This is a genomic window from Klebsiella sp. K5-45, assembly GCF_030128605.1.
GTDB lineage: Bacteria > Pseudomonadota > Gammaproteobacteria > Enterobacterales > Enterobacteriaceae > Klebsiella > Klebsiella quasipneumoniae.
In genome coordinates, this window is sequence record NZ_JAKUZW010000005.1 from 158,915 (window position 1) to 182,746 (window position 23,832).

Annotated in this window: 21 protein-coding genes; 6 read left to right on the top strand and 15 right to left on the bottom strand. The window is 62.2% G+C overall.

Annotated features, from left to right (window positions below; all coding sequences use genetic code 11):
- Positions 1–2: 2 nt before the first annotated feature.
- Complete coding sequence (gene narL, locus MKS11_RS12235; protein ID WP_284109546.1) at positions 3–653, top strand: two-component system response regulator NarL; 651 nt, start codon at positions 3–5, stop codon at positions 651–653.
- Here narL and MKS11_RS12240 read toward each other — a convergent pair.
- The 7 genes from MKS11_RS12240 to nasR all read right to left on the bottom strand — a co-directional run bounded on the left by MKS11_RS12240 (position 650) and on the right by nasR (position 13,236).
- Positions 650–2,032, bottom strand: coding sequence for a YchO/YchP family invasin (locus tag MKS11_RS12240; protein WP_049092153.1), 1,383 nt, complete (start codon positions 2,030–2,032; stop codon positions 650–652). The genes narL and MKS11_RS12240 overlap by 4 nt on opposite strands.
- 153 nt (positions 2,033–2,185) lie before the next feature.
- On the bottom strand, positions 2,186–4,792 hold the full coding sequence (locus MKS11_RS12245) for a nitrate reductase (protein WP_284109547.1): 2,607 nt from the start codon (positions 4,790–4,792) through the stop codon (positions 2,186–2,188).
- The gene (gene nirB / locus MKS11_RS12250; protein ID WP_101865502.1) at positions 4,792–8,859 is read right to left on the bottom strand and encodes a nitrite reductase large subunit NirB; all 4,068 of its coding nucleotides are present in this window, start codon (positions 8,857–8,859) and stop codon (positions 4,792–4,794) included. The genes MKS11_RS12245 and nirB overlap by 1 nt, the downstream gene beginning before the upstream one ends.
- Before the next feature lie 10 nt (positions 8,860–8,869).
- Positions 8,870–9,658: an ABC transporter ATP-binding protein gene (locus tag MKS11_RS12255; RefSeq protein ID WP_004203195.1), complete on the bottom strand. Its 789-nt coding sequence runs from the start codon at positions 9,656–9,658 to the stop codon at positions 8,870–8,872.
- A gap of 9 nt (positions 9,659–9,667) precedes the next feature.
- Positions 9,668–10,552 carry a nitrate ABC transporter permease gene (gene ntrB / locus MKS11_RS12260; protein WP_004203197.1) on the bottom strand — a complete coding sequence of 295 codons (885 nt, stop codon included), beginning with the start codon at positions 10,550–10,552 and terminating at the stop codon, positions 9,668–9,670.
- 1 nt (position 10,553) lies between these two features.
- Entirely contained in the window at positions 10,554–11,810 is a 1,257-nt protein-coding gene (locus tag MKS11_RS12265) for a CmpA/NrtA family ABC transporter substrate-binding protein (protein WP_069602885.1), read from the bottom strand.
- A 244-nt stretch (positions 11,811–12,054) separates the two neighbouring features.
- Entirely contained in the window at positions 12,055–13,236 is a 1,182-nt protein-coding gene (gene nasR / locus MKS11_RS12270) for a nitrate regulatory protein NasR (protein ID WP_087771270.1), read from the bottom strand.
- A gap of 68 nt (positions 13,237–13,304) precedes the next feature.
- On the opposite strand from nasR, the gene MKS11_RS12275 reads away from it, so the two are divergent.
- Positions 13,305–13,658 (top strand): DsrE/DsrF/TusD sulfur relay family protein, encoded by a 354-nt coding sequence (locus MKS11_RS12275; protein ID WP_002910380.1) that lies wholly within the window; start codon positions 13,305–13,307, stop codon positions 13,656–13,658.
- A 238-nt stretch (positions 13,659–13,896) separates the two neighbouring features.
- Entirely contained in the window at positions 13,897–14,139 is a 243-nt protein-coding gene (locus tag MKS11_RS12280; protein ID WP_002910387.1) for a DUF1883 domain-containing protein, read from the top strand.
- 56 nt (positions 14,140–14,195) lie between these two features.
- On the opposite strand, the gene MKS11_RS12285 is transcribed toward MKS11_RS12280, so the two are convergent.
- Both MKS11_RS12285 and chaB read right to left on the bottom strand, forming a co-directional pair.
- Positions 14,196–14,876 (bottom strand): gamma-glutamylcyclotransferase, encoded by a 681-nt coding sequence (locus MKS11_RS12285; RefSeq protein ID WP_004203203.1) that lies wholly within the window; start codon positions 14,874–14,876, stop codon positions 14,196–14,198.
- Positions 14,877–15,012: 136 nt separating this feature from the next.
- Positions 15,013–15,243: a putative cation transport regulator ChaB gene (gene chaB / locus MKS11_RS12290; RefSeq protein ID WP_004203206.1), complete on the bottom strand. Its 231-nt coding sequence runs from the start codon at positions 15,241–15,243 to the stop codon at positions 15,013–15,015.
- A gap of 263 nt (positions 15,244–15,506) precedes the next feature.
- Between chaB and chaA the strand changes: the two genes are divergently transcribed.
- Positions 15,507–16,607: a sodium-potassium/proton antiporter ChaA gene (gene chaA / locus MKS11_RS12295; RefSeq protein WP_259595553.1), complete on the top strand. Its 1,101-nt coding sequence runs from the start codon at positions 15,507–15,509 to the stop codon at positions 16,605–16,607.
- Between the two features lie 87 nt (positions 16,608–16,694).
- On the opposite strand, the gene kdsA is transcribed toward chaA, so the two are convergent.
- Genes kdsA through hemA form a run of 6 tightly spaced genes read right to left on the bottom strand, consistent with a single transcriptional unit; the run spans position 16,695 to position 22,026 of the window.
- A complete protein-coding gene (gene kdsA, locus MKS11_RS12300) occupies positions 16,695–17,549 on the bottom strand; it encodes a 3-deoxy-8-phosphooctulonate synthase (RefSeq protein ID WP_002910393.1) in 855 nt (284 codons plus the stop codon).
- Positions 17,550–17,588: 39 nt separating this feature from the next.
- A complete protein-coding gene (sirB1, locus tag MKS11_RS12305) occupies positions 17,589–18,401 on the bottom strand; it encodes an invasion regulator SirB1 (protein ID WP_017899847.1) in 813 nt (270 codons plus the stop codon).
- Positions 18,402–18,404: 3 nt separating this feature from the next.
- The gene (gene sirB2, locus MKS11_RS12310; protein ID WP_087771269.1) at positions 18,405–18,797 is read right to left on the bottom strand and encodes an invasion regulator SirB2; all 393 of its coding nucleotides are present in this window, start codon (positions 18,795–18,797) and stop codon (positions 18,405–18,407) included.
- Entirely contained in the window at positions 18,797–19,645 is an 849-nt protein-coding gene (gene prmC / locus MKS11_RS12315) for a peptide chain release factor N(5)-glutamine methyltransferase (protein WP_017899848.1), read from the bottom strand. The genes sirB2 and prmC overlap by 1 nt, the downstream gene beginning before the upstream one ends.
- Entirely contained in the window at positions 19,645–20,727 is a 1,083-nt protein-coding gene (prfA, locus tag MKS11_RS12320) for a peptide chain release factor 1 (protein ID WP_004203214.1), read from the bottom strand. The genes prmC and prfA overlap by 1 nt, the downstream gene beginning before the upstream one ends.
- Before the next feature lie 42 nt (positions 20,728–20,769).
- Positions 20,770–22,026: a glutamyl-tRNA reductase gene (gene hemA / locus MKS11_RS12325; protein ID WP_284109548.1), complete on the bottom strand. Its 1,257-nt coding sequence runs from the start codon at positions 22,024–22,026 to the stop codon at positions 20,770–20,772.
- Between the two features lie 271 nt (positions 22,027–22,297).
- Here hemA and lolB point away from each other — a divergent pair, with 271 nt between their 5' ends.
- Positions 22,298–22,909 (top strand): lipoprotein insertase outer membrane protein LolB, encoded by a 612-nt coding sequence (lolB, locus tag MKS11_RS12330; RefSeq protein WP_004203216.1) that lies wholly within the window; start codon positions 22,298–22,300, stop codon positions 22,907–22,909.
- The gene (ispE, locus tag MKS11_RS12335) at positions 22,909–23,757 is read left to right on the top strand and encodes a 4-(cytidine 5'-diphospho)-2-C-methyl-D-erythritol kinase (RefSeq protein ID WP_072140567.1); all 849 of its coding nucleotides are present in this window, start codon (positions 22,909–22,911) and stop codon (positions 23,755–23,757) included. Before lolB ends, ispE begins: the two co-directional genes overlap by 1 nt.
- Positions 23,758–23,832 lie beyond the last annotated feature (75 nt).

Here is a 23,832-nt window from a genome sequence, read left to right on the forward strand (position 1 = left end):
CCATGAGTCAACAGGAACGGGCAACCATCCTTCTCATTGACGACCATCCGATGCTGCGCACCGGCGTGAAACAATTGATTAGCATGGCGCCGGACATCCAGGTGATTGGCGAAGCCAGCAATGGCGCGCAAGGTATCGAGCTGGCGGAGTCGCTGGATCCGGATCTGATCCTGCTGGACCTCAATATGCCGGGCATGAACGGCCTGGAAACGCTGGACAAACTGCGTGAGAAATCGCTGTCTGGGCGGGTGGTGGTCTTCAGCGTCTCTAACCATGAAGAGGACGTTGTTACCGCCCTCAAGCGCGGCGCCGATGGCTATCTGCTGAAAGACATGGAGCCGGAAGATCTGCTGAAAGCGCTGCAGCAGGCGGCCGCCGGAGAAATGGTATTAAGCGAAGCGTTAACCCCGGTGCTGGCCGCCAGCCTGCGCGCCAACCGCGCCACCTCCGATCGCGACATCAGCCAGTTGACCCCGCGCGAGCGCGACATCCTCAAGCTGATCGCCCGGGGGCTGCCGAACAAAATGATCGCCCGTCGGCTGGATATCACCGAAAGCACCGTCAAAGTGCACGTCAAGCACATGCTGAAGAAAATGAAGCTCAAATCCCGGGTGGAAGCCGCGGTATGGGTCCACCAGGAGCGAATTTTTTAAGGCGAGTCCGTCCAGGAGACGCCTGGCGCGGTGAACTTGACCAGCGGCTCGGTCAGCGCCAGGGCGATCTCATTGGATGAGACGCGCTGCCCCTGTTTATCCTCTACCACCACCGACAGGCGCCAGCGGTTCGCGGCGCCCGGTTCACTGTTCCACACCGGCATAATCACGCTCCAGCCATCGGGACTGCGGGCATCCACCGGCGGCGTCAGGCTGAGCGCCTGGGTGTCGCCCTGCCAGTGCAGCGACTTGATACCGTGCAGACTATGGATCTGCAGCTTCAGCTGCACCGTCTCCCCGGACTGTAGATCCCAGGGCGGCGTGGCCAGATAGACCGTCAGATTTTTGCGCTGCCGATACTCCACTACCGGCAGATTATCCCGCTCCGGGCTGTCGAAGCGGCTGCCGCGCAGCGAGTTGCTGAACGCCACCTCGTCCGCCGCCAGCTGCTGCTTGAGCGGCACACCAAAGCGGTAGTTGAGCTTCAGGCCAACGTTATTCTGGCTGACGCCATTTTCCCCTTGCTTATGTTTGGCGGTCACGGTGACCAGCGGGACCGGGGTGTAATTGAGCCCGACGGAGACGGCCACCGGGTTATGGTAGCCAGTGCCGGTATGAAACAGATCGACGCTGTCGCCGAAGTACTGTTCGACGCTGACGCTGGTGTTGATGTGCTCATAAAACGGCAGTCGCGCCTGGGCGGTAACGTCATACCCTGCGGCCATCCGCTGCTCCTGGGTTTGATTCTCCCGCAGCTGCCAGTCGCCCAGCGGATGGTAGTAGTTCGCCGACAGGCGGAGATATTCTCCCCACGCCTCGGCGCCGACGCTGCCGCGAGCCAGGCTTTCGCTCAGCACCTTGTCATAAAACGAGTTATAGCCCAGCAGCCAGCCGCCGACCCGCCAGCGCTGGCCAAGCCCAATGTTGCCCACCAGATCGTTCTCGCGCCGGGTCACCGAATACTGGTTCCACGTCAGGTAGCGATCGTTATCCTGCAACGGCACGAACCAGCTCCCTTTACTGCCGGTGAACTTCCCCTCTTTATCGACCAGCAGGTCGACATTGGCGTTGCCCCATGGCGAGAGCCAGCTCTCCAGCTGGTGGCTCACTTCATTGCCGAGTTTGTTGATGGCGAACATCTGCGCCTGTTCGCCCGCCGTCAGTCCGTTATCGCTCATGCTGGCCTCGCCGAACTTCTTAGCCACTTCGGCAAAGTGTCTGGCGTCGTCATCGACCTGCGGGGCGATCCCCAAATCGGGCAAGGAAGGTTCTTCCTGGGGAGTAAAAGTGGTGTGGCTGGCGGTCAGCGCCCAGACGGGAACGCCCGGCAGCAGCAGGAGAATGATCAGGGATGGCAGCAAACGGTACGACACAGGCATCAACTGGTTTTGCGCGGGCTCGCAGAAAAAATTGGAAGATGGTTTTAGTTTATCGTTTTTTCCCCTCTCCCGCAGCCTTGCGGACAATTCCAGGAATATGCTGAAACCGGTTGGGCAATCTGTCGCCCAACCACAGAAGATATCGCCGCGCCGTTAGGCCCCGGCGCGGGCCGGTTGCGTCGCCAGCAGCGCGTTGAGCTCCGGCACGCAGGAGCCGCAGTTGGTCCCGCACTTCAGCCTGGCGCCCAAAGCCCCGACGCTGGCGCAGCCGCTGGCGATGGCCTCGCCGATCGCCCGCTCGCCGACCCCAAAGCAGCTGCAGACAATCCGCCCCGGCGGCGCGGCGGCGGCGTCCGGTCGGCCGCTGAGCAGCGCATGGCGCCGGGCGGCATCGGACGGCGGCGTGGCGAAGGCGGCGCTTACTCCTGCGCTATCCACCGCCGGCTCGCGCGCATCGCTCCACCAGCCCAGCATCAGCCTCCCCTGATGCCACGCCAGCAGGTTCCACACTGCGCCGCCGTCTGCTATCTGCAGCTGCCAGCCGCGCTGCTCGCACCAGACCCTGAGCCACTGGCGGGCTGACGCCTCCCCGGCCAGCGAGTAGTGCAGCACTCCTGTCGCCGCCCGCCGCCGCCAGTGCCAGGCCGCAGGAAATGGCAGCGGTTCGCGACAAAACAGTTCGCTGTGCCAGGCAGGCTGCCAGGCGGCGATGGCCACCGCCGCCTGTTTACTCTCCGGCTGGGCGGAATGCGGGTCCGTGACGGCGGCCAGCAGGTTATTCACCCGCCCCTGGCGGGCGAACTGATTGTTCCAGTGCATGGGGACAAACAGCGAGCCGGGGCGCTGGCCTTCGCTGATCGCCACTTTCGCCACCATCACCCCATGGCGCGACCAGATACGCGCCAGCCCCTCGGCGACAAGCTGGTAGCGAACGGCGTCCTGCGGCGCCACCTCCACCACCGGCTCCGCGATATGCTGCATCAGCCGCGGCACGGCACCGGTGCGGGTCATGGTGTGCCACTGATCGCGGATCCGCCCGCTGTTGAGGATCAGCGGATAAAAGACATCGGTTGCCGCCCGGGTCGGCTGAGGCGTCACCGGCACCATTCGCAACCGGCCATCGCGATGCCAGCCGCGCGTGACATCCAGGTCGGCGCGGCGGCGGCTGACTGGCCAGCGGACCGGCGCCATGGCGTCCCACGCCTCGCGGCTGAGATCCGCCAGCGCGCCGATATCAAACGCCCGCTGGCCGTCGTTTTCGAAACCGGACAGCGCCGCATGCTCGCGGAAAACGTCATGCGGATGCTGCCAGGCAAACGCCTCGCGATATCCCAGCGCCTGCCCCACTCGGGCGATGATCCACCAGTCCGCTTTCGCCTCCCCCGGCGGCGGCAGAAAGCTGCGCTGACGGGAGATGCGCCGCTCCGAGTTGGTGACCGTGCCATTTTTCTCGCCCCAGGCCAGCGCCGGAAAACGGATGTGGGCGAAATGTCCGGTATCCGTCTCAGCGGCGACATCCGAGACGATCACCAGCGGACAGCCGGCCAGCGCCTGGCTCACCGCGTGGCTGTCGGGGAGGGACACCACCGGATTGGTGCCCATGATCCAGACCGCTTTCACCTCGCCGCGGCCGATGGTGGCAAACAGCTCCACGGCGGTCAACCCCGGGGTCTGCGCCAGCCGCTCGGTTCCCCAAAAGCGGGCCAGCCGCTGCAGATCGGCCGGCACAAAATCCATGTGCGCCGCCAGCATCGTCGCCAGCCCGCCGACTTCGCGCCCACCCATGGCGTTGGGTTGACCGGTCAGCGAAAAGGGGCCGCAGCCGCGGCGGCCATACTTTCCGCTAGCCAGATGGACGTTGATGATGGCATTACATTTGTCGCTGCCGCTGGCTGACTGGTTAATTCCCATGGTGTAGAGGGTGATGGCCCGCGGGGCGGCGATAAAATCGCGATAGAAACCCGCCACCTCATCGGCAGCCAGGCCGCAAAAATCAGCTACTTTCGCCACGTCCCAGCCACTCGCTTCGGCCAGCGCCTGCGCGCCATCGCGAAAACCGTCGACGCAGGCTCCAGCCTGCACCAGGGCGTTAAGCAACCCCACGAAAAGCCCGCCGTCGCTTCCCGGCGCCAGCGCCAGATGGCGATCGGCGATCTCGCAGGTGGCGGTGCGTCGGGGATCGATCGCCACGATCTGCAACCGGGGATTGTCCCGCTTCGCCTGCGCCAGACGCTGGTACAGCACCGGATGCGCCCAGGCAGCGTTTGAGCCGACCAGCACCACCAGATCGCTGTTTTCCACATCCTCATAGCTACAGGGCACCACGTCGGCGCCAAAGGCCCGCTTGTAGCCGGTCACCGCCGACGACATGCATAGCCGCGAATTGGTGTCGATGTTCGCCGCGCCGATAAACCCCTTCATCAGCTTGTTGGCGGCATAGTAATCCTCGGTTAACAGCTGGCCGGAGGCGTAGAAGGCCACCGCCTGCGGGCCGTGCTGGTCGATAACCTGTTGCAGGCGAGAAGCGGTCTCCGCCAGCGCCTGAGGCCAGGTCACCTTCTGGCCGTCCACCTCCGGCGCCAATAGCCGCCCCGCCAGGCCCGTGGTCTCCCCGAGGGCAGCCCCTTTGACGCACAGACGGCCGAGGTTGGCCGGGTGCTGGTCGTCGCCGCGCACGCTCACCCGCCCCGCGTCATCTACGCTCGCCAGCACCCCACAGCCTACGCCGCAGTAGGGACAGGTCGTTCGGATGGTCTTCATCAGGAGGCCTCCGCTCGCGCCAGCAGCTGCTGGCTGCCCACCCACACTTTGCCGTTTTCCACTTTCACCGGCCAGGCGCGCACCGCCTGTTCACCGCCGTCGCACGGCCAGCCGTCGCGCAGGCGAATCCGCTGTTTGTACAGCGGGGAGATCACCACCGGTTCCCCGCCGACGTCCCCTAGCAGCCCCCGCGACAGCACGTTGGCCGCGCTGCCCGGCTCGCGGTTGTCCAGGGCATACACCCGATCGCCGAAGCGGAACAGGGCGATCTGCCGCTCGCCTAACCGGGCGCCGATCCCCGCCTGCGCCGGAATGGCGTCAAGGTCGCAAATCGCCTGCCACGGCCGGGATGGGAGTTCGCCTTCGGGCAACGCTTCAGCAGGCAACGGCTGCGGCTGACCGCGCAGATCGTGGCGCTGCACCGCCTCGTCGGGCTGGTCGCTGTTAACGAAGGAGCGGAACAGCGCCAGACGCTGAGGATCGTTGAGGGTGGTCTGCCACTCGCACTGGTAGCTGTCGACGATGCGGGCCATCTCCTGCTCCAGCTCCTCGCCAATGCCGAGGCTATCCTCCAGCACCACCTGCCGCAGGTAGGCGACGCCGCCCTCCAGGTTGTCCATCCAGGTGCTGGTGCGCTGCAGGCGGTCGGCGGTACGGATATAGAACATCAGCAGACGATCGATGCTGCGGATCAGCGTCGCTTCGTCGAGATCGCTGGCAAACAGGTCGGCGTGACGCGGTTTCATTCCGCCGTTGCCGCAGACGTACAGATTCCAGCCTTTGTCGGTGGCAATCACTCCGATATCTTTGCCCTGGGCTTCGGCGCACTCGCGGGTGCAGCCAGAGACCGCCATCTTGATCTTGTGCGGGGCGCGTAGCCCTTTATAGCGATGCTCAAGCCGCACCGCGAGCCCGGTGGAGTCCTGCACGCCGTAGCGACACCAGGTTGCGCCGACGCAGGACTTCACCGTGCGCAGCGACTTGCCATAGGCGTGGCCGGTTTCAAACCCGGCGTCGGCCAGCTCGCGCCAGATAGCCGGCAGCTGTTCCAGCCGCGCGCCAAACAGGTCGATGCGCTGGCCGCCGGTCACTTTGCTGTAGAGCTGATAACGTTTGGCGATCTGCCCGATGGCGATCAGCCCGTCCGGCGTCACTTCCCCCGCCGCCATCCGCGGCACCACCGAATAGGTTCCGTCCTTCTGAATGTTGGCGAAATAGCGATCGTTGGTATCCTGCAGCGGCAGGTGCGCCGGCTTCAGCAGGTATTCGTTCCAGCAGGAGGCCAGCACCGAAGCCACCAGCGGTTTACAAACCTCGCAGCCGTGCCCCTGGCCGTAGCGGCTAATCAGCTGCTCGAAGGTATGGATATGGTTGACCCGCACCAGGTGGTAGATCTCCTGGCGCGACCACGGGAAATGCTCGCAGACGTCTTTTTTCACTTCGACGCCCTGCGCCGCCAGCTGGTGCTCCATCACCTGTTTCACCAGCGCGCTGCAGCCGCCGCAGCCGGTGGCCGCTCTGGTGCAGCTTTTTATCGCCGCCATATCCCCCGCGCCATTGTTCACCGCCTGGCAGATATCGCCTTTGCTGACGCTATGGCAGGAGCAGATCGGCGCGCTGTCGGGCAGCGCCGCCACCCCCAGCGCCTTCGGCGCGGCCCCCTCCAGCGCCGGCAGGATCAGGCTCTCCGGACGCGGCGGCAGCGCCATGCCGTTCAGCATCATCTGCAGCAGCGTGGCATAGTCGCTGGCGTCCCCCACCAGCACGCCGCCAAGCAGGGCTTTGCCGTCCTGACTGACGACGATTTTTTTGTAAACCTGCTGCGGACCGTCGGTCCATTGATAGCTCTGGCAGCCCGGCGTGCGCCCCTGCGCATCGCCAAACGAGGCCACGTCAACCCCCAGCAGCTTCAGTTTGGTGCTCATGTCGGCACCGCTAAAGCAGGCGTCCTCTCCTGCGAGGGTGGCTGCGGCGATCCGCGCCATCTGATAGCCCGGCGCCACCAGGCCGTAAATTTTATTATCCCACAGGGCGCATTCGCCTATCGCCAGCACGTCCGGGTCAGAGGTGCGGCACTGGCCATCAATGCCAATCCCCCCGCGCTCGCCGACCTGCAGCGCGCAGCCGCGGGCCAGCGCGTCCTGCGGGCGGATCCCCGCCGAGAAGACCACCATGTCGGTCAACAGCGTGCCACCGTCGGCAAAGTTCAGCCGCAGGCCGTCGGCCTCGCTCACGATGGCGGTGGTGGCTTTGCTGGTATGCACCCCCACGCCGAGGGCGACGATCTTCTCCCGCAGCATCGCCGCCCCGCCGTTATCCAGCTGGACGGCCATCAGGTTCGGGGCAAACTCCACCACGTGCGTCTCCAGCCCCAGCTGTTTCAGGGCGTTGGCGGCCTCCAGCCCGAGCAGGCCGCCACCGATCACCACCCCGCGCTTCGCCGCGGCGGCATGGGCGGCGATGCGGTCCAGATCGTCAAGGGTGCGATAGACAAAGCACCCGTCGAGATCGTTGCCAGGGACAGGCGGAACAAAGGGATAGGAGCCGGTCGCCAGCACCAGTTTATCCCAGTGGGTTTCATGTCCCTCGGCGTCCCGCACCAGCCGCGCGTCGCGGTCGATCGTCGCCACCGCCTTGCCGAGGCGGAGTTCGATGCCGTGCCGGTGAAAGAAATCATCGGCCACCAGCGACAGCGATTCGGCGCTGCGTCCGGCGAAATATTCGGAGAGATGCACCCGGTCGTAGGCGGCGTAACGCTCTTCGCCAAACACCACGATACGATATTGCTCATGCAGGTTGCGGCTCACGCATTGTTCGAGAAAATGGTGGCCGACCATGCCATGTCCCACCAGCACTAATACAGGTTTCGTCATCGTCATTATTCCTGCAGCCTGCGGCTGCGTTGAAGAAGGATCAAAAAGCCAGTCCGCGGTGGCGGGCTCGTCGCTTTCCAGGCGCGCGGTGAGCGCGGCGGCGGCAGTGCAATCGCCCATCAGCAGCACGCCGCGCAGGCGGCCGTCGCGCAGCAGCAGGCGACGATAGTGGCGGTCGATGGGGTCCCAGCTGGTAAAAATGTCATCCTGTTCGCCGGCCTGCTGCTCGCCAGCGCTAAAGAGTTCAATGCCGGTGACCTTCAGCCGGGTGCCGGCGTCCTGCCAGACAAAGCCCGCGCCGGGGACGCCGCACAGGCGATCCGCCAGCACTTCGGCCTGGCGCAGGCAGGGAGCCACCAGCCCCCAGGTCTGGCCGTCAATTTCGCAACATTCGCCAATGGCGCTGATCCCCGGCAGCGAGGCGGCCATCTGGCGGTCAACCACGATCCCCCGCTGGCACAGCACACCGGACTGCGCCGCCAGACGGCTGTTGGGCTGCACGCCGGTCGCCAGCACCACTCTGTTGGCGCGGAATACCCGCCCATCCGCCAGCCGCACGCCGTCGGCGTCGATGGCGGCGATCCGGCACTCCAGCACACAGCGAATGCCGCGCGCTTCAAGCTGCTGCCTGAGCTCATCGGCGGCAAAAGCGTCGGTCAGCGGCGCCATTAATCCGCCGCCGCGATGCAGGAGAGTGACCTCCCCGCCGTGGCGACGCAGCGCCGCCGCCGCTTCCACCCCCAGCACCCCACCGCCAATCACCACCGCCGGGCCGGGTATCGCCAGAATACGTTCCACGTCCGCCAGGGTGCGGAAGGGCATAACCTGCGGACGATCAATGCCCGGCAGCGGCGGGAAAAAGGGCCGCGAACCGGTGGCGAACACCAGCTCATCCCACGGCAGCCAGGTCTCCGCGATGCGTAGCCGCCGTTGCACAACATCGACTTCATTCACCGCTTCGCCAGACCGCAGGCACACCCCGTGCCGGGTGTACCACTCCGCCGGCAGCAACGGGAGCTGCGCCGCTGTTTTTTCGCCAGCCAGCAGCGGCGAGAGCTGGATGCGGTTATAGGCCGGGTGCGGCTCGTCGCCGACGACGGTAATGGCAAACCGCGCAGGGTCGCGCTCAACCAGCCGCTGCACCATACGGGTGGCCGCCATGCCGTTACCGATCACCACCAGTCGCCGCGTCATGACCGCCTCCTTACGCCGCTTTCGGCTGTTTTTCATACAGGAAATGGAGGATCTGCTGGCGCAGATGGTGATACCGGCTGTCGTCCGCCAGCTGAACGCGGTGGCGCGGACGCGGCAGATCGACCGCGAGGATCTCGCCGACCGTCGCTGCCGGGCCGTTGGTCATCATCAGCACCCGGTCGGAGAGCAGTACCGCTTCATCAACGTCGTGGGTGATCATGACGATGGTGGTATTGAGCTCCTGCTGAATCTGCATCACCGTGTCCTGGAGGTGGGCGCGGGTCAGCGCGTCCAGAGCGCCGAAGGGCTCATCAAGCAGCAGCACTTTCGGCTTCATCGCCAGCGCCCGGGCGATACCCACCCGCTGCTTCATGCCGCCGGAGATCTCCCCGGGCCGTTTATGCAGCGCATGACCCATCTGCACGCGCGCGAGGTTGTGTTCGATCCACTCCCGACGCTCATGCTTGCTCATGGTGCGACGGAACACCTGATCCACCGCCAGCGCCACATTGTCGAAACAGCTCAGCCACGGCAGCAGCGAGTGGTTCTGGAAAACCACCGCCCGCTCCGGCCCGGGACCGGCGATTTCCCGGTTATCACACAGTAGTCCGCCCTCGGTAGGGGTGGTGATCCCGGCGATCAGGTTTAGCAGAGTCGATTTTCCGCAACCCGAGTGGCCGATCAGGCTAATGGTCTCCCCTTCGACGATATCGAAGGAGACATTCTGCAGCGCCAGGAACTCGCCGCTGGCGGTGTTGAAGCGTTGGCTGACGGCCTGCACCTGAATTAATGGTTTCATGTTGGCTCCTTATTTTTCCTGCCAGCTAAAGCGGCGGGCGAGCAGCATCAGACCCTGCTCCAGCAGCAGGCCGACGACGCCGATAATGACGATGGCGATGATGATGTTTTCCACATTGAGGTTGTTCCACTCGTTCCAGATCCAGAAGCCGATCCCCAGCCCGCCGGTGAGCATTTCCGCCGCCACGATCACCAGCCAGGCGATGCCGATGGAGAGGCGCACGCCGGTGAGCACCGCCGGCAGCACCGCCGGAAAGAGAATTTTGCGCATCACCGTCCACTCCGAGAGCTGGAGGACGCGGGCGACGTTGAGATAGTCCTGCGGGATCCGCCGCACGCCTTCCGCGGTGTTGATCACCATCGGCCAGATGGAGCAGATAAAAATGGTCCAGCTGGAAGCCGGCTCCGCCTTCTGGAACAGCAGCAGGCCAATCGGCAGCCAGGCCAGCGGGCTGACCGGGCGCAGCAGAGCAATCAGCGGATTAAACATGCGGGCGAAGAACAGCGAACGGCCGATCAAAAAACCCAGCGGAATGCCCGCCAGCGCCGCCAGGCCGAAGCCCACCGCCACGCGCTGCAGAGAAGCCAGCACGTTCCAGCCGATGCCCATGTCATTCGGCCCGTCCTGATAGAACGGATCGGCAAACAGGGTCAGCGCCGAGTCCAGCGTGCTCAGCGGCGTGGGAAAGCCTTTGCTGTGCATCGCCGCCAGCTGCCAGGCCAGCAGTAGCACCCCCAGCCCCAGCAGCGGGGGCAGCAGGCGCTGGATGAGCTCACGCAGCCAGCGCGTGACGGTTGGCGTGGTGCGCCGGACCTGCACCGGCGGCAGGAGAATCACTTCGCCAGGCGCGTTCTCCACGCTGACGACCGGTTGCTTACGTTGTGCCTGCTTCATCTCATGCCCCCTTACGTTGAATAGCGAAATGGCGGGCGTAGCCTTCCGGGTCGGACCCGTTCCAGACCGTACCGTCCATCAGTGTGCTGCTGCGCATCGTGGCTGCCGGCGCGCTGATCCCCCCTACCGCCTGGGCGGCAGCCTGCCAGACGTCGATGCGATTAATGCGCGACGCCACCGCGAGATAATCCGGAGCCTGTTTCAGCAGCCCCCAGCGACGAAACTGGGTGAGGAACCACATCCCGTCCGACAGCCAGGGGAAGCTCACCTCGCCCTCGGCGTAAAAGCGCATCGGATGGGGATCCTGCCAGCGGCGGCCGAGGCCGTTGTCATACTCCCCAAGCATCCGGCCGGTGAGGTACTGCTCTTTGGTATTGAGCCAGCCGCGTCTGGCGAGCAGGCGGGCCGTCTCCCGGGTGTTCTCCGGCGAGGCGGCGATCCAGCGCTGCGCCTCCATCAGGGCCGCCACCAGCGCGCGGGCGGTGTTCGGCTGGCGTTCCACCCAGTCGCGACGGGCGCCCAGCACCTTTTCCGGATGCTCGGGCCAGATATCCTGGGAAGTGGCCGCGGTGAAGCCGATACGGTCGTTTATGGCGCGGGCGTTCCACGGCTCGCCGACGCAAAAGCCGCTCATATTGCCGATGCGCATGTTCATCACCATCTGCGGCGGCGGCACCACGACAGTGCGCACATCGTTAAAGGGATCGATGCCGGCGCTCGCCAGCCAGTAGTAGAGCCACATAGCATGCGTGCCGGTGGGAAAGGTATGGGCGAAGGTGTAGCTGCCCGGCGCGCTGCGGTCGATCAGCCGCTTCAGACCGCCGAGGTCGGTCACCCCTTTCTCCTGCAGTTCGCTGGAGAGGGTGATGGCCTGACCATTGCGGTTGAGGGTCATCAGATTGGCCATCGCCTGCGGCTTGCTGGCGATCCCCAGTTCAAGTCCGTACAGCAGGCCATAGAGAATATGCGCCGCGTCCAGTTCACCGGCCACCAGCTTGTCGCGCACCGCCGCCCAGCTGGCCTCCTTACTCGGCGCCAGGGTAATACCATATTTTTTGTCAAACCCCTTCGCCGCGGCGATGGCCAGCGGCGCGCAGTCGGTCAGCGGAATAAACCCGACCCGCACGGTGGTCTGCTCCGGTCTGTCCGAGCCGCCGGCCCACGCGGCCTGCATCACGCCCGGCAGCAGCATCGCGCCGCCCAGCGCGGCCCCTGCCTGCAGCAAGCGCCGCCGTGAAATTGAAAATTTATCGCTCATATCCGCTCCACACGCGCAAAAAAAAAGCGCCCGACAGTGCATATGCACTGCAGGACGCCTTTATCCACGGACACCCGAACCGCCATTGGTTCGTCGCCCGGACTTTTATTCACTCACTATAACTAATGCAAAGGGGATGCCAGCTTTAGCAATGGCGCACGGGCGGGCTTTTCCTTTCGCCCGGGTCGGTTTGTCAGGCAAAAGTGCACCGCCGACAGGCAGCAAATGCCCATCGGTTGTGCATCTACTCCTTTGGGGTTACTGGCCAGATCGCCTTCACCATCAGCAGCGCGCGGGCTATCTCAACCATCCGCTGATTCTTGTCCATGGCCATCTTGCGCAGCGTCTGCCAGGCCTGCTCCTCCGGCATCCCCTGGTGTGTCATCAGCAGGCTTTTCGCTTTTTCGATCAGCTTGCGTTCCTCGAGTGCGTCTTTCAGCGAAGCCAGCTGGCTGGAGAGCTGCTGCAGCTCATAGGCCTGCTGGCGCACCAGCGGCAGCAGCTGTTTATCCAGCCGCGGCGTCACGCTGTCGCTCTCCTCCCCGGCCAGCCAGCCAGGCGCGTCGTCTTCTAACAGCGCGTCGGTGGCGTCCAGCAGATCGTCGATCAGTTGCTCTTCCACTTCGCGCAGCTGCTCAAGCCGCTGGGTCTGCAGGCCGAACCAGCGCAGCGCCGTTTCCCCACCGTCCGCCGCCGGCTGGCGGGTGCAGGCGATCCGCCGCAGCTGCTCTATGTCCAGACCGGCCTGACACTGGGTAGTAAACAGCTGGACGGTCGCCGGGCTGCCCAGCGCCAGGAAGCTGTCGAAGCAGGGCTGCTGACCGTCAATACGGTCCACCAGCTGCTGGCGCAGGCTGTCGCTGAACTCGCCGCGGGTAAAGCCCAACGCTCCCAGCGCGCGCTCCTGACCCACCAGCTCTTTTCCCTGCATAAAGCTGTACAGGGCGACCATACGCCCGGCTACCGGCGGGTCGTCAATACTGTCATTGAGCTGCGGGACGATATTCAGCAGATGGCGGATAATACGGCTGAATTGCTCCGTCGCGGCTTCAGCGGCTACCTGCCGGCGGCTGACCTGCTCACGCAGCGTCGGGAGCTGCGCCAGATCGCCTACCGCCCGGGCGATGCGCCAGCACAGCGCGCTGCCGGTGACCGCGCGCGCCCGTTCGAGGGCGGCATAGAACAAGGCCAGCCGCTCATCAACCAGCGCCCCACCCGCCCGACACTCCGCCGCGTACAGCTGGCCGCCCGAGCAAAGAAAAATATTCGACGCCCCGCGCTCGCACTGCAGCATATGCACCAGCGCGCTGAGCTGACTTGCCAGCTCGCCCAGCCGGGCTAGTTGCTGAAGCTGTTGTTTTTGCAGGCGGCGCGCCAGCTGCAGCCAGGCCGTCGCCTCGTCCGCGTGACCAGTCGTATTATTCATACCCCTCCTCCGGGTTAACGCTTTATACTGCGGTAAAGCAATAACCGTGCCTTTAAGAAGGAGTTTGTATGCAACGTATTGTGATTATCGCCAACGGCGCCGCCTACGGCAGTGAATCCCTGTTCAACAGCCTGCGCCTGGCCATTGCCCTGCGCGAACAGCAGTCCGACCTCGATCTCAAGCTGTTTCTGATGTCCGACGCGGTCACCGCCGGGCTGCGCGGGCAGAAGCCGGCGGAAGGCTATAATGTGCAGCAGATGCTGGAGATCCTCACCGCCCAGCAGGTTCCCGTGAAGCTGTGCAAAACCTGCGCGGACGGCCGCGGGGTCAGCGCACTGCCGTTAGTTGACGGGGTGGAGGTTGGCACTCTCGTTGAGCTGGCCCAGTGGACCCTGGCGGCAGATAAAGTGCTGACCTTCTGAATCTGGGGTGCCGAACGGCAGGAAATATCAGGTTTCGCCACCTGAAGAGGCGAAAAAAATGTTAGCTGAATGCTTTCAGGAACAACGTCATTTTTGTTTAATCTTTATCCCTTTTTTTGATCAAAATCAGCATCCCGACCCGCGCCGTTTGGTGTGATGCACAGAGCAAAGTGTGAACAATATCACGCGAGGACTGGGTGGGCAGGATGCTGTAGCAGGACAGAAACGGGGTACAAAAATGGCGATGGTAAAAGCAAGTTTGACGTTGTTTGGCGGTGACACGCTGGTGGTGCGGTGCTCAGAGCGCTGCCATATTCATCTGATGAGCGCGAAGGTCCCTGGCGACAGCCATGCGGATATCCTGAGCGTGCAGGATCGGGACAGCGCCTATCTGACGGTGCCCTACAGCGGCACCTGGAACGTGCTTATCGACAGTCACAGCCAGTCACTGGAGCACTCCATCAGCTACGTGCCAGCCTGACCGTCACTGACAGAACACCCGCCCGGCCATGCCGGGCGTTTTTCTTTTCCGCGCGCTCAGGCCAGGCCTGGCGTCGGGCTCTCGCCCAACAGCGCGCGGACGCTGGCCACCAGATCATCAAGACTGGCGTCGTGCATCCCGAGCTTACTTAACGCCTGTTCCAGCGAAAACAGGTACTGGGCGTTGGTCCCGAGCGGCCCGCTGGCCCGGGCGATCAGCGGAGCGATGACCTGGGCGCTGGTATCCGGCTCAAACAGCGGATGACGCGGATCCATAATAAACACCAAAGCATTTACCGTTCGCCCGTCGTCCAGCTCCAGCTTGCACCAGGTGGGCAGATAGCAGCCGGTGATCATCTCTCGTTTCCACAGCAGAGTCAGCTCTTCTTCCAGCGTGTCGTCCGGCAGACGATAAGCGACGCCGGTAGTCCGGCCGCCCTCTTTCAGAGCCAGCATGCGTCCCGGCTGGCAGGCGCTTCCGCGCCCGGCGGTCAACCGCAGGCAAAACGCGCGGTGCCAGCCCGGCAGCGTGCCGGTGCAGGACTCGCGATAATTGAGCGCCGGGTTCCAGATAAGCGAACCGTAGCCAAAGATCCATACTGAGCCATCATCCGGGCGGCAGGCCAGCGTCGCCGCCAGCGAGGCTGCGCGTTGTTCTGCCGACCAGAGTAGCGATTCCTCAATAGCGCCAAACGCTGTCTTACAATCCGCATTCATCAAGAAATCACGAGTTAACACTGTTTACTACCTCCGCCACTGCCCGCTTCCCGGCGTTCGTCTCATGCATCCGTCAATATTGCTGAAATATTATCCAGCTTTATCTTTCAATAAGCAATCAGCGGGGCGCTGGCAAGCGTAAAAGCGGCGTCAGCAATTATTTTTTCTTATGCCACTTATCGTCATCGCCTTTCTCGTAGCTGTTCTTCACCGCCGCCCAGGCGACTTTGTGTGCCGTCTCTTCGCGGCTGGCGTCATCGCGCCGGTCGTCTTTATCCTTATATTGATCCCAGGCGCTGTTAAACGCTTCTTTATAAATTTCCTGCGCATGGGCAGGCAGAACATGCTTAACGCTGTCGGGTAGCTCTTGTTTACTGTGATAGGGCATTATGGCCTCCTGTTTGAGCATAAAGTTTAAGTCTGGAACGCAGGCGGCAGGCTATCAAGCCGATGATGAGTTAAAAATGAATTTTAGTAATTATCTGAATAATAATAATAAAAATAGAGTAATCGCAAATTATAATAAACTAATCAAGATATCTCTAGACACCCGTAAATTTAAGTAAAAATCCAGCGGCAATTTAGCAAAATCTGTTACTTTATCGCCCTGCGTTTTTATAATTATAACACCTGCATAAATGGAGATGGTTCATGACCCATGCACATGAGGCGGTAAAAACCCGCCATAAGGAGTCCTCCCTCGTCTTTCCGTTGCTAGCGCTGGCGGTGCTGTTTTTCTGGGGCAGCAGCCAGTCACTGCCAGTGGTTATCGCGATTAACATCCTCGCTCTGGTCGGTATTTTAAGCAGCGCCTTCAGCGTGGTCCGCCACGCCGACGTTCTTGCCCACCGCCTGGGCGAACCCTATGGCTCCCTGATCCTCAGCCTGTCGGTGGTTATCCTTGAGGTCAGTCTGATCTCGGCGTTAATGGCCACCGGCGACGCCGCGCCGACCCTGATGCGTGACACGCTCTACTCCATCATTATGATCGTCACCGGCGGTCTGGTCGGTTTTTCCCTGCTGCTGGGCGGGCGTAAATTCGCCACCCAATATATGAATCTGTTCGGCATTAAGCAGTATCTTATCGCCCTGTTTCCGCTGGCGATTATCGTGCTGGTGTTTCCCATGGCGCTGCCGGGCGCGAACTTTAGCACCGGGCAATCGCTGCTGGTGGCGGTGATTTCGGCGGCCATGTACGGTGTTTTCCTGCTTATTCAGACCAAAACCCATCAGAGTCTGTTTGTTTATGAGCATGAAGACGACGGCGACGATGACGACCCGCACCACGGTAAACCCTCCGCCCACAGCAGCGGGTGGCATACCGCCTGGCTGCTGGTGCACCTGGTGGCGGTTATCGCCGTCACGAAAATGAACGCCAACCCGCTGGAAACGCTGTTGACCAGCATGAACGCCCCGGTGGCCTTTACCGGCTTCCTGGTAGCCCTGCTGATCCTGTCGCCGGAAGGCCTTGGCGCGCTCAAAGCGGTGCTCAACAATCAGGTACAGCGGGCGATGAACCTGTTCTTCGGCTCCGTGCTGGCCACCATCTCACTGACGGTCCCGGTAGTCACCCTCATCGCCTTCCTGACCGGCAATGAGCTGCGCTTTGGCCTTGGCGCGCCGGAAATGGTGGTGATGGTCGCCTCGCTGGTGCTGTGCCATATCTCCTTCTCCACCGGACGCACCAATGTGCTGAACGGCGCGGCCCATCTGGCGCTTTTCGCCGCCTACCTGATGACCATTTTCGCCTGACCTCGCTTCCCCGCCCGGCGGAGTCCGGGCGAAAAAAAAGCCTGCCGGTTTTGACGCCGGCAGGCTTTTTAACTGATGAGGTCAGGCTTACTTGCTGGTATCCAGCTCGTCGAAGCTTTTCACCAGATCGTCAATCGCTTTCATCTGCTTGAGGAACGGCTCCAGTTTATCCAGCGGCAGCGCGGACGGGCCGTCGCATTTCGCGTGGTCCGGATCCGGATGCGCTTCGATAAACAGACCGGCGATACCTACCGCCATACCGGCGCGGGCCAGCTCGCTCACCTGCGCACGGCGACCGCCGGAGGCAGCGCCAAACGGGTCGCGGCACTGCAGCGCGTGGGTGACGTCGAAGATAACCGGTGAATTGTTGGAGGCTTTCTTCATCACGCCGAAGCCAAGCATATCCACGACCAGGTTGTCGTAACCGAAGTTAGCGCCGCGGTCGCAGAGGATCACTTTGTCGTTACCACCCTCGATGAACTTATCGACGATGTTGCCCATCTGGCCCGGGCTGACGAACTGCGGTTTCTTGACGTTGATCACCGCCCCGGTTTTGGCCATCGCTTCCACCAGGTCCGTCTGGCGCGCGAGGAAGGCGGGAAGCTGGATCACGTCCACGACGTCAGCCACCGGCTGCGCCTGGCTGGCTTCATGAACGTCGGTGATGATTTTCACGCCAAAGGTCTGCTTCAGCTCCTGGAAAATCTTCATCCCTTCTTCCAGACCCGGCCCACGATAGGAGTGGATGGAGGAACGGTTGGCTTTATCAAAGGAGGCTTTGAAGACGTAGGGGATGCCGAGCTTCTGCGTAACGGTGACGTAATGTTCGCAGATACGCATCGCCAGGTCGCGTGACTCCAGCACGTTCATCCCGCCGAACAGCACGAACGGCAGGTCGTTCGCTACGTTGATATCACCAATGCTAACCACTTTTTGTTTCATAAGTTCGCCTTATCAGGGTGTAACCGGAATGGTTCCAGACTAATGCAATGTAATTTGTTTGTGCGAAATCGTGTTGATTTGTGCGCGGATCATCTCGCTAATCGGATCCTCCGGACATTGCTCGACAAAATAGCTCAGGTCCAGCAGCGCCACGTGATCGCAATCCAGCTGGGCATATATCAGCCCGCGGTCGCGGATCTCATACGGGTCTTCCGGGTTAAACTGCAGCAGCGCTTCGCTGGCGCGCAGGGCCAGCTCCATCTGCCGCTCTTCCATCAGCGCCGACTTCAGGGTGTCCAGCAGCTTGCGGATCACCTCGGCGTTATCCGCTTCGTCGAGATCTTCATTAAACAGTTCCGCCACCGGCCCGATGTTGCCCTTCAGCCATACCTCCAGAGTATGTTCGTCGAGGGTTTCGCCATTGAACGGATTAATCAGCCACATCTCTTCGCTGGTTTCCGGGTCCGCGCGCAGCAGCATCTGGGTCGGGAAGATCACCGGCACCACCGGCAGCCCCAGACGCTGGGCGATCCACAGCAGGATCGCGCCTAACGACACCGCGCTCCCCTGACGGTTGACCAGCACTTTATCCAGCCAAAGCGCGTCGGAAAGACGATAAACGCCCTGCGAGGCGCCAAAGCCCCACTCCTCGTAAAACAGCGCCAGCAGGCGTTCTATCTGGCGTTCCTGGTCCCACGAAGGCGCAATCTCCTCCTGCGCGAGGCGCAGCAGCCGCTGCAGCTCTTCCTCGACAAAACGCGTCGGAAAATCGTCGCGAACCTGTTCAGAAATGAGGACCATGCCATCACACAATGGCGCTTTGTTAAATTCGAAATCCGCTAATGACCCCATGACCTACCCCAGTATCGGTATTCTTGTGATGGCGAGTTGAATGATGATAAACAACACCATCAGCGCCAGCAGGAACGCGATAAAGCGGCTCTGCTGGCTGCGCGGACGACGACGGCCCAGCGCGATAAAACCTAATGCGATATAAATGATAACGCCAAACAGCTTTTCAGTCAGCCATGCGCCGTCTTCTGTGAACGGCAGGTAGTGCGTTATCGCCATTAATCCCGCACCGCTGAGAAACAGCAGCGTATCGCTGCAGTGCGGCGCAATTCGCACCCACCGCTGGTTCAGCAGCGGGATCTGGTGATATATCCACCAGTAACGTAAAACGAACAATCCTACCGACACCACCACGCTGGCGATGTGCAGATAGAGGACAGCCGTGAATAAGTTCATCAGCCAACGTTCTCCATGTCGGGTAAACGTCCGAGGGTCAGACGCTCATTGTCGCCATAGTCGCGACAGGTCGCGACGTCCAGATAGCCCGCTTCGCGGAACAGCGCGCGCACCGCTTCGCCCTGGGTCCAGCCATGCTCCAGCAGCATCCAGCCGCCGGGCTGCAGATACTGCCGCCCCTCGCGGATAATCTGCGCCAGATCGGCCAGCCCCTCATCGCCCGCCACCAGCGCCGTTAGCGGCTCAAAGCGCACATCGCCCTCGGCGAGATGCGGGTCTGCCGCGTCGATATAGGGGGGATTGCTGACGATCATGGCGAAACGCTGCCCGGCCAGCGCGGCAAACCAGTCGCTTTGCCGTATCGTCACGTTAGCGATGCCCAGATGGGCGGCATTACGCAACGCCAGCGCCACGGCGTCCGGCATGACGTCCACCGCGGTGATCTCACAGTCCGGACGCTCGCTGGCCAACGCCAGGGCAATGGCGCCGGTCCCGGTGCCGAGGTCGAGAATACGGCACGGCGCGACGGGCAGACGCGCCAGCGCCTGCTCTACCAGACATTCGGTATCCGGGCGGGGGATCAGCGTCGCCGGGGAGACAAACAGCGGCAGCGACCAGAACTCCCGCTGCCCGACCAGATGGGCGATGGGCTCCCCGCGCTGGCGTCGCTGCAGGAGCGCCTCCAGCGTCGTCGCCTCGTCAGCGGAGAGTGTCGTTTCGCCGAAGGCCAGGATCCAGGTGCGCGCCCGGCCGGTGACGTGTCCCAGCAGGATCTCGGCGTCGCGTCGCGGACTGTCGCTCTCCGCCAGGCGGGCGATTGCCTGCTGCAGCCAGGCCTGAAAGGTCATCATTCCTGCTCGGACAGCGCCGCCAGCTGATCGGCCTGGTGTTCCTGGACAATCGGCTCAATCAGCATGTCGAGTTTGCCCTCCATCGCCTCATCCAGACGGTAAAGGGTCAGGTTGATGCGGTGGTCGGTCACGCGGCCCTGCGGGAAGTTGTAGGTACGATTGCGATCGCTGCGGTCGCCGCTGCCCAGCAGGTTGCGGCGCGTGGAGGCTTCCGCCTGCTGACGCTTGGCCACTTCGGCGGCGCGGATCCGCGCACCCAGCACCGACAGCGCCTTGGCTTTGTTTTTATGCTGAGAACGTTCGTCCTGACACTCCACCACGATGCCGGTGGGCAGGTGGGTAATACGGATCGCCGAGTCGGTGGTGTTAACGTGCTGCCCGCCCGCGCCGGAGGAGCGGAAGGTATCGATGCGCAGATCCGCCGGGTTGATATCCGGCATTTCCGCCTCCGGCAGCTCCGGCATCACCGCCACCGTACAGGCGGAGGTGTGGATACGCCCCTGCGACTCGGTGGCCGGCACGCGCTGCACGCGATGGCCGCCGGATTCAAATTTGAGCCGGCCGTAGACGCCGTCGCCGCTGATCTTGGCGATCACCTCTTTAAAGCCGCCGTGTTCACCTTCGTTGGCGCTGAGGATCTCCACCTGCCAGCGGCGCGATTCCGCGTAACGGGTGTACATGCGGAACAGATCGCCGGCAAACAGCGCCGCTTCGTCGCCGCCGGTCCCGGCGCGTACTTCCACGAAGGCGTTACGCTCGTCATCGGGATCTTTCGGCAGGAGCAGGACCTGCAGCTGTTGCTCCAGCTGTTCGCCTTTATCTTTGGCGTCCCGCAGCTCTTCCTGCGCCATTTCGCGCATTTCCGGATCGTCGAGCATCATCTGTGCGGTTTCAATATCCTCCTGCACCTGACGCCAGTCGGTATAGCAGCGCGCCACATCGCTCAGTTGAGCATACTCCCGCGACAGCGCGCGGAATTTATCCTGATCGGCAATCGTCGCGGCATCGCCGAGCAGCGCCTGCACTTCTTCGTGGCGCTCGTACAACGCTTCCAGTTTGGCAACAATAGAAGACTTCATAGGCGTGAATTCACCCTGTCCTGAAAATAAGAGAAAGGTGCGCTATTCCAGCCCGAGGCTGTTGCGCAGAATATGCAGGCGTTCGTCGTCCCCGTCACGGGCGGCCTGCTGAAGAGATTTGGTTGGCGCGTGGATCAGGCGGTTGGTGAGCTTACGCGCCAGATCCTGCATAATTTCCTGGGCATCGCCGCCCTGCTCCAGCGCGGCCAGCGCCTTCGCCGTCAGCTCCTCACGGACCTGCTCAGACTGCGAACGGTACTCACGAATGGTCTCGCTGGCGCTCTGCGCGCGCAGCCAGGCCATAAATTCGCTGGTCTCCTGCTCGATGATCGATTCCGCCTGCACCGCCGCGGCCTTACGCTGCGCCAGGTTATGCTGAATGATGTTTTGCAGATCGTCGACGCTATAGAGGTAGGCGTTAGCCAGTTTACCGACCTCCGGTTCGACGTCGCGCGGGACGGCGATATCCACCAGCAGCATCGGCTGGTTACGCCGCGCCTTGAGCGCGCGCTCCACCATGCCTTTGCCGATGATCGGCAGCGGACTAGCGGTGGAGCTGATAATGATGTCGGCCTCTTTCAGCCGTTCGTCGATATCGCTAAGGGCAATCACCTCGGCGCCCACTTCTTCCGCTAGCGCCTGGGCGCGTTCACGAGTGCGGTTGGCGATCACCATTTTGCGCACGTGATGTTCGCGAAGATGACGCGCCACCAGTTCGATGGTTTCACCGGCGCCGACCAGCAGCACCGTCACGCTCGACAAGGATTCAAAGATTTGCCGCGCCAGGGTACAGGCGGCGAAGGCGACGGAAACGGCGCTGGCGCCGATATCGGTTTCGGTACGCACGCGCTTAGCCACCGAGAACGATTTCTGGAACATCCGCTCCAGTTCGCTCACGTTGAGGTGGCCGCGGCTGGAATCGGCGAAGGCTTTTTTCACCTGACCGAGGATCTGCGGTTCGCCCAGCACCAGCGAATCAAGGCCGCTGGCGACGCGCATCAGATGGCTGACGGCGTCGTTATCCTGGTGCCAGTAGAGGCTTTTACGCAGGTCTTCTTCATTGAGGCCGTGGTAATTACACAGCCAGCGGATCAGCGCTTCCTGCAGGTTATCCTGCTCTTCGACGCTGAGATAGAGTTCTGTGCGGTTGCAGGTCGACAGCACCACTCCACCCTGCACCATCGGCTGAGCCAGCAAGCTCTCCAGCGCCTTATCGAGCGTTTCCGGCGAAAACGTGACGCGTTCTCGCAGGGCGACCGGAGCTGTTTTGTGATTGATGCCAAGAGCTAAAAGGGTCATTGTGAGGGAGTAGTACCAGCGTTGCTAAGGTTAGTCTGAGTGCATCATACAGGATGCGCGTAATCAATAAAAGAGAGGCTCCCCTTTTGGAGTAATAGCCAAAGCAAGACCGCCATTAAGGTTAATTTTTTGATTTCAGACAACTTGAACGTAGACGCTATCGCCCGGCGACGCTAGCATTAAGGGTTATAAATGTAACCTGCTACACAAATCGGCCCGCTGTTCCCCTGCCGCCGGATTTCACTGTAGACATCAAGGATTTGTCATCATTATGAATCGACTGTTCCGCCTGCTGCCGCTGGCCAGCCTCGTCCTGACCGCTTGTTCTGTTCATACCCCCCAGGGGCCTGGCAAAAGCCCAGATTCGCCGCAGTGGCGCCAGCACCAGCAGGCTGTTCGCAGCCTCAACCAGTTCCAGACCCGCGGGGCGTTTGCCTATCTCTCCGACGAGCAAAAAGTCTATGCCCGCTTCTTCTGGCAGCAAACCGGTCAGGACCGCTATCGCCTGCTGCTAACTAACCCGCTGGGCAGCACCGAGCTGTCGCTGACCGCCCAGCCGGGCAGCGTGCAGCTGATCGACAACAAAGGCCAGACCTATACCGCCACCGATGCCGAAGAGATGATTGGCCGCCTGACCGGGATGCCGATCCCGCTGAACAGCCTGCGCCAGTGGATCATCGGCCTGCCGGGTGACGCCACCGACTATTCGCTGGACGATCGGTACCGTCTGCGCGAACTGAACTACACGCAAAACGGCAAAACCTGGCACGTCACCTACGGCGGCTACACCACCGATACCCAGCCAGCCCTGCCGTCTAATGTCGAGCTAAACAATGGCGCCCAGCGCATCAAGCTGAAGATGGATAACTGGATCGTGAAATGATGAGCCGCTGGCCCTCACCTGCAAAATTGAATCTGTTCTTATATATCACCGGCCAGCGGGCCGATGGTTACCACACCCTGCAGACGCTGTTTCAGTTCCTCGACTATGGCGATACGCTGACCATCGAACCGCGCGCTGACGGCGAACTGCGTCTGCTGACGCCGGTGGCCGGTGTACCGGATGAAGAAAATCTGATTATTCGCGCCGCGCGTCTGTTGATGCGCGCAGCCGGCGAAAGCGGCCGCCTGCCGGCGGGCAGCGGCGCCGATATCAGTATCGATAAGCGCCTGCCGATGGGCGGCGGCCTGGGGGGCGGCTCGTCCAATGCCGCCACCGTGCTGGTGGCGCTTAACCATCTCTGGGGCTGCGGGCTTTCGGAAGATGAGCTGGCGACCCTTGGTCTGCAGCTGGGGGCCGATGTGCCGGTCTTCGTGCGCGGCCATGCCGCCTTTGCCGAGGGAGTGGGTGAAATTCTCACGCCGGTGGAGCCCGAGGAAAAATGGTACCTGGTGGCTCATCCAGGCGTCAGTATTCCGACGCCGATCATTTTTCGCGACCCGGAGCTACCACGAAATACCCCGCGCCGGTCAATTAATACGTTATTAAATTGTGAATTCAGCAACGATTGCGAGCTTATCGCAAGAAAACGTTTTCGCGAGGTTGATGCCGCGCTTTCCTGGCTGTTAGAATATGCGCCGTCACGCCTGACCGGCACAGGGGCCTGTGTGTTTGCTGAATTTAACACCGAATCCGCTGCCCGTCAGGTGCTGGACACTGCCCCGGCATGGCTAAATGGCTTTGTGGCGCGCGGAGTCAATCTTTCGCCGCTCAAGCAGGCCCTGCTCTGATTCCTGCGCTGTGATGGCGCAACGATCATGAGTCAGCCGGGGAAATTGAGTTACGGTGACAACGTCACCCTGTTC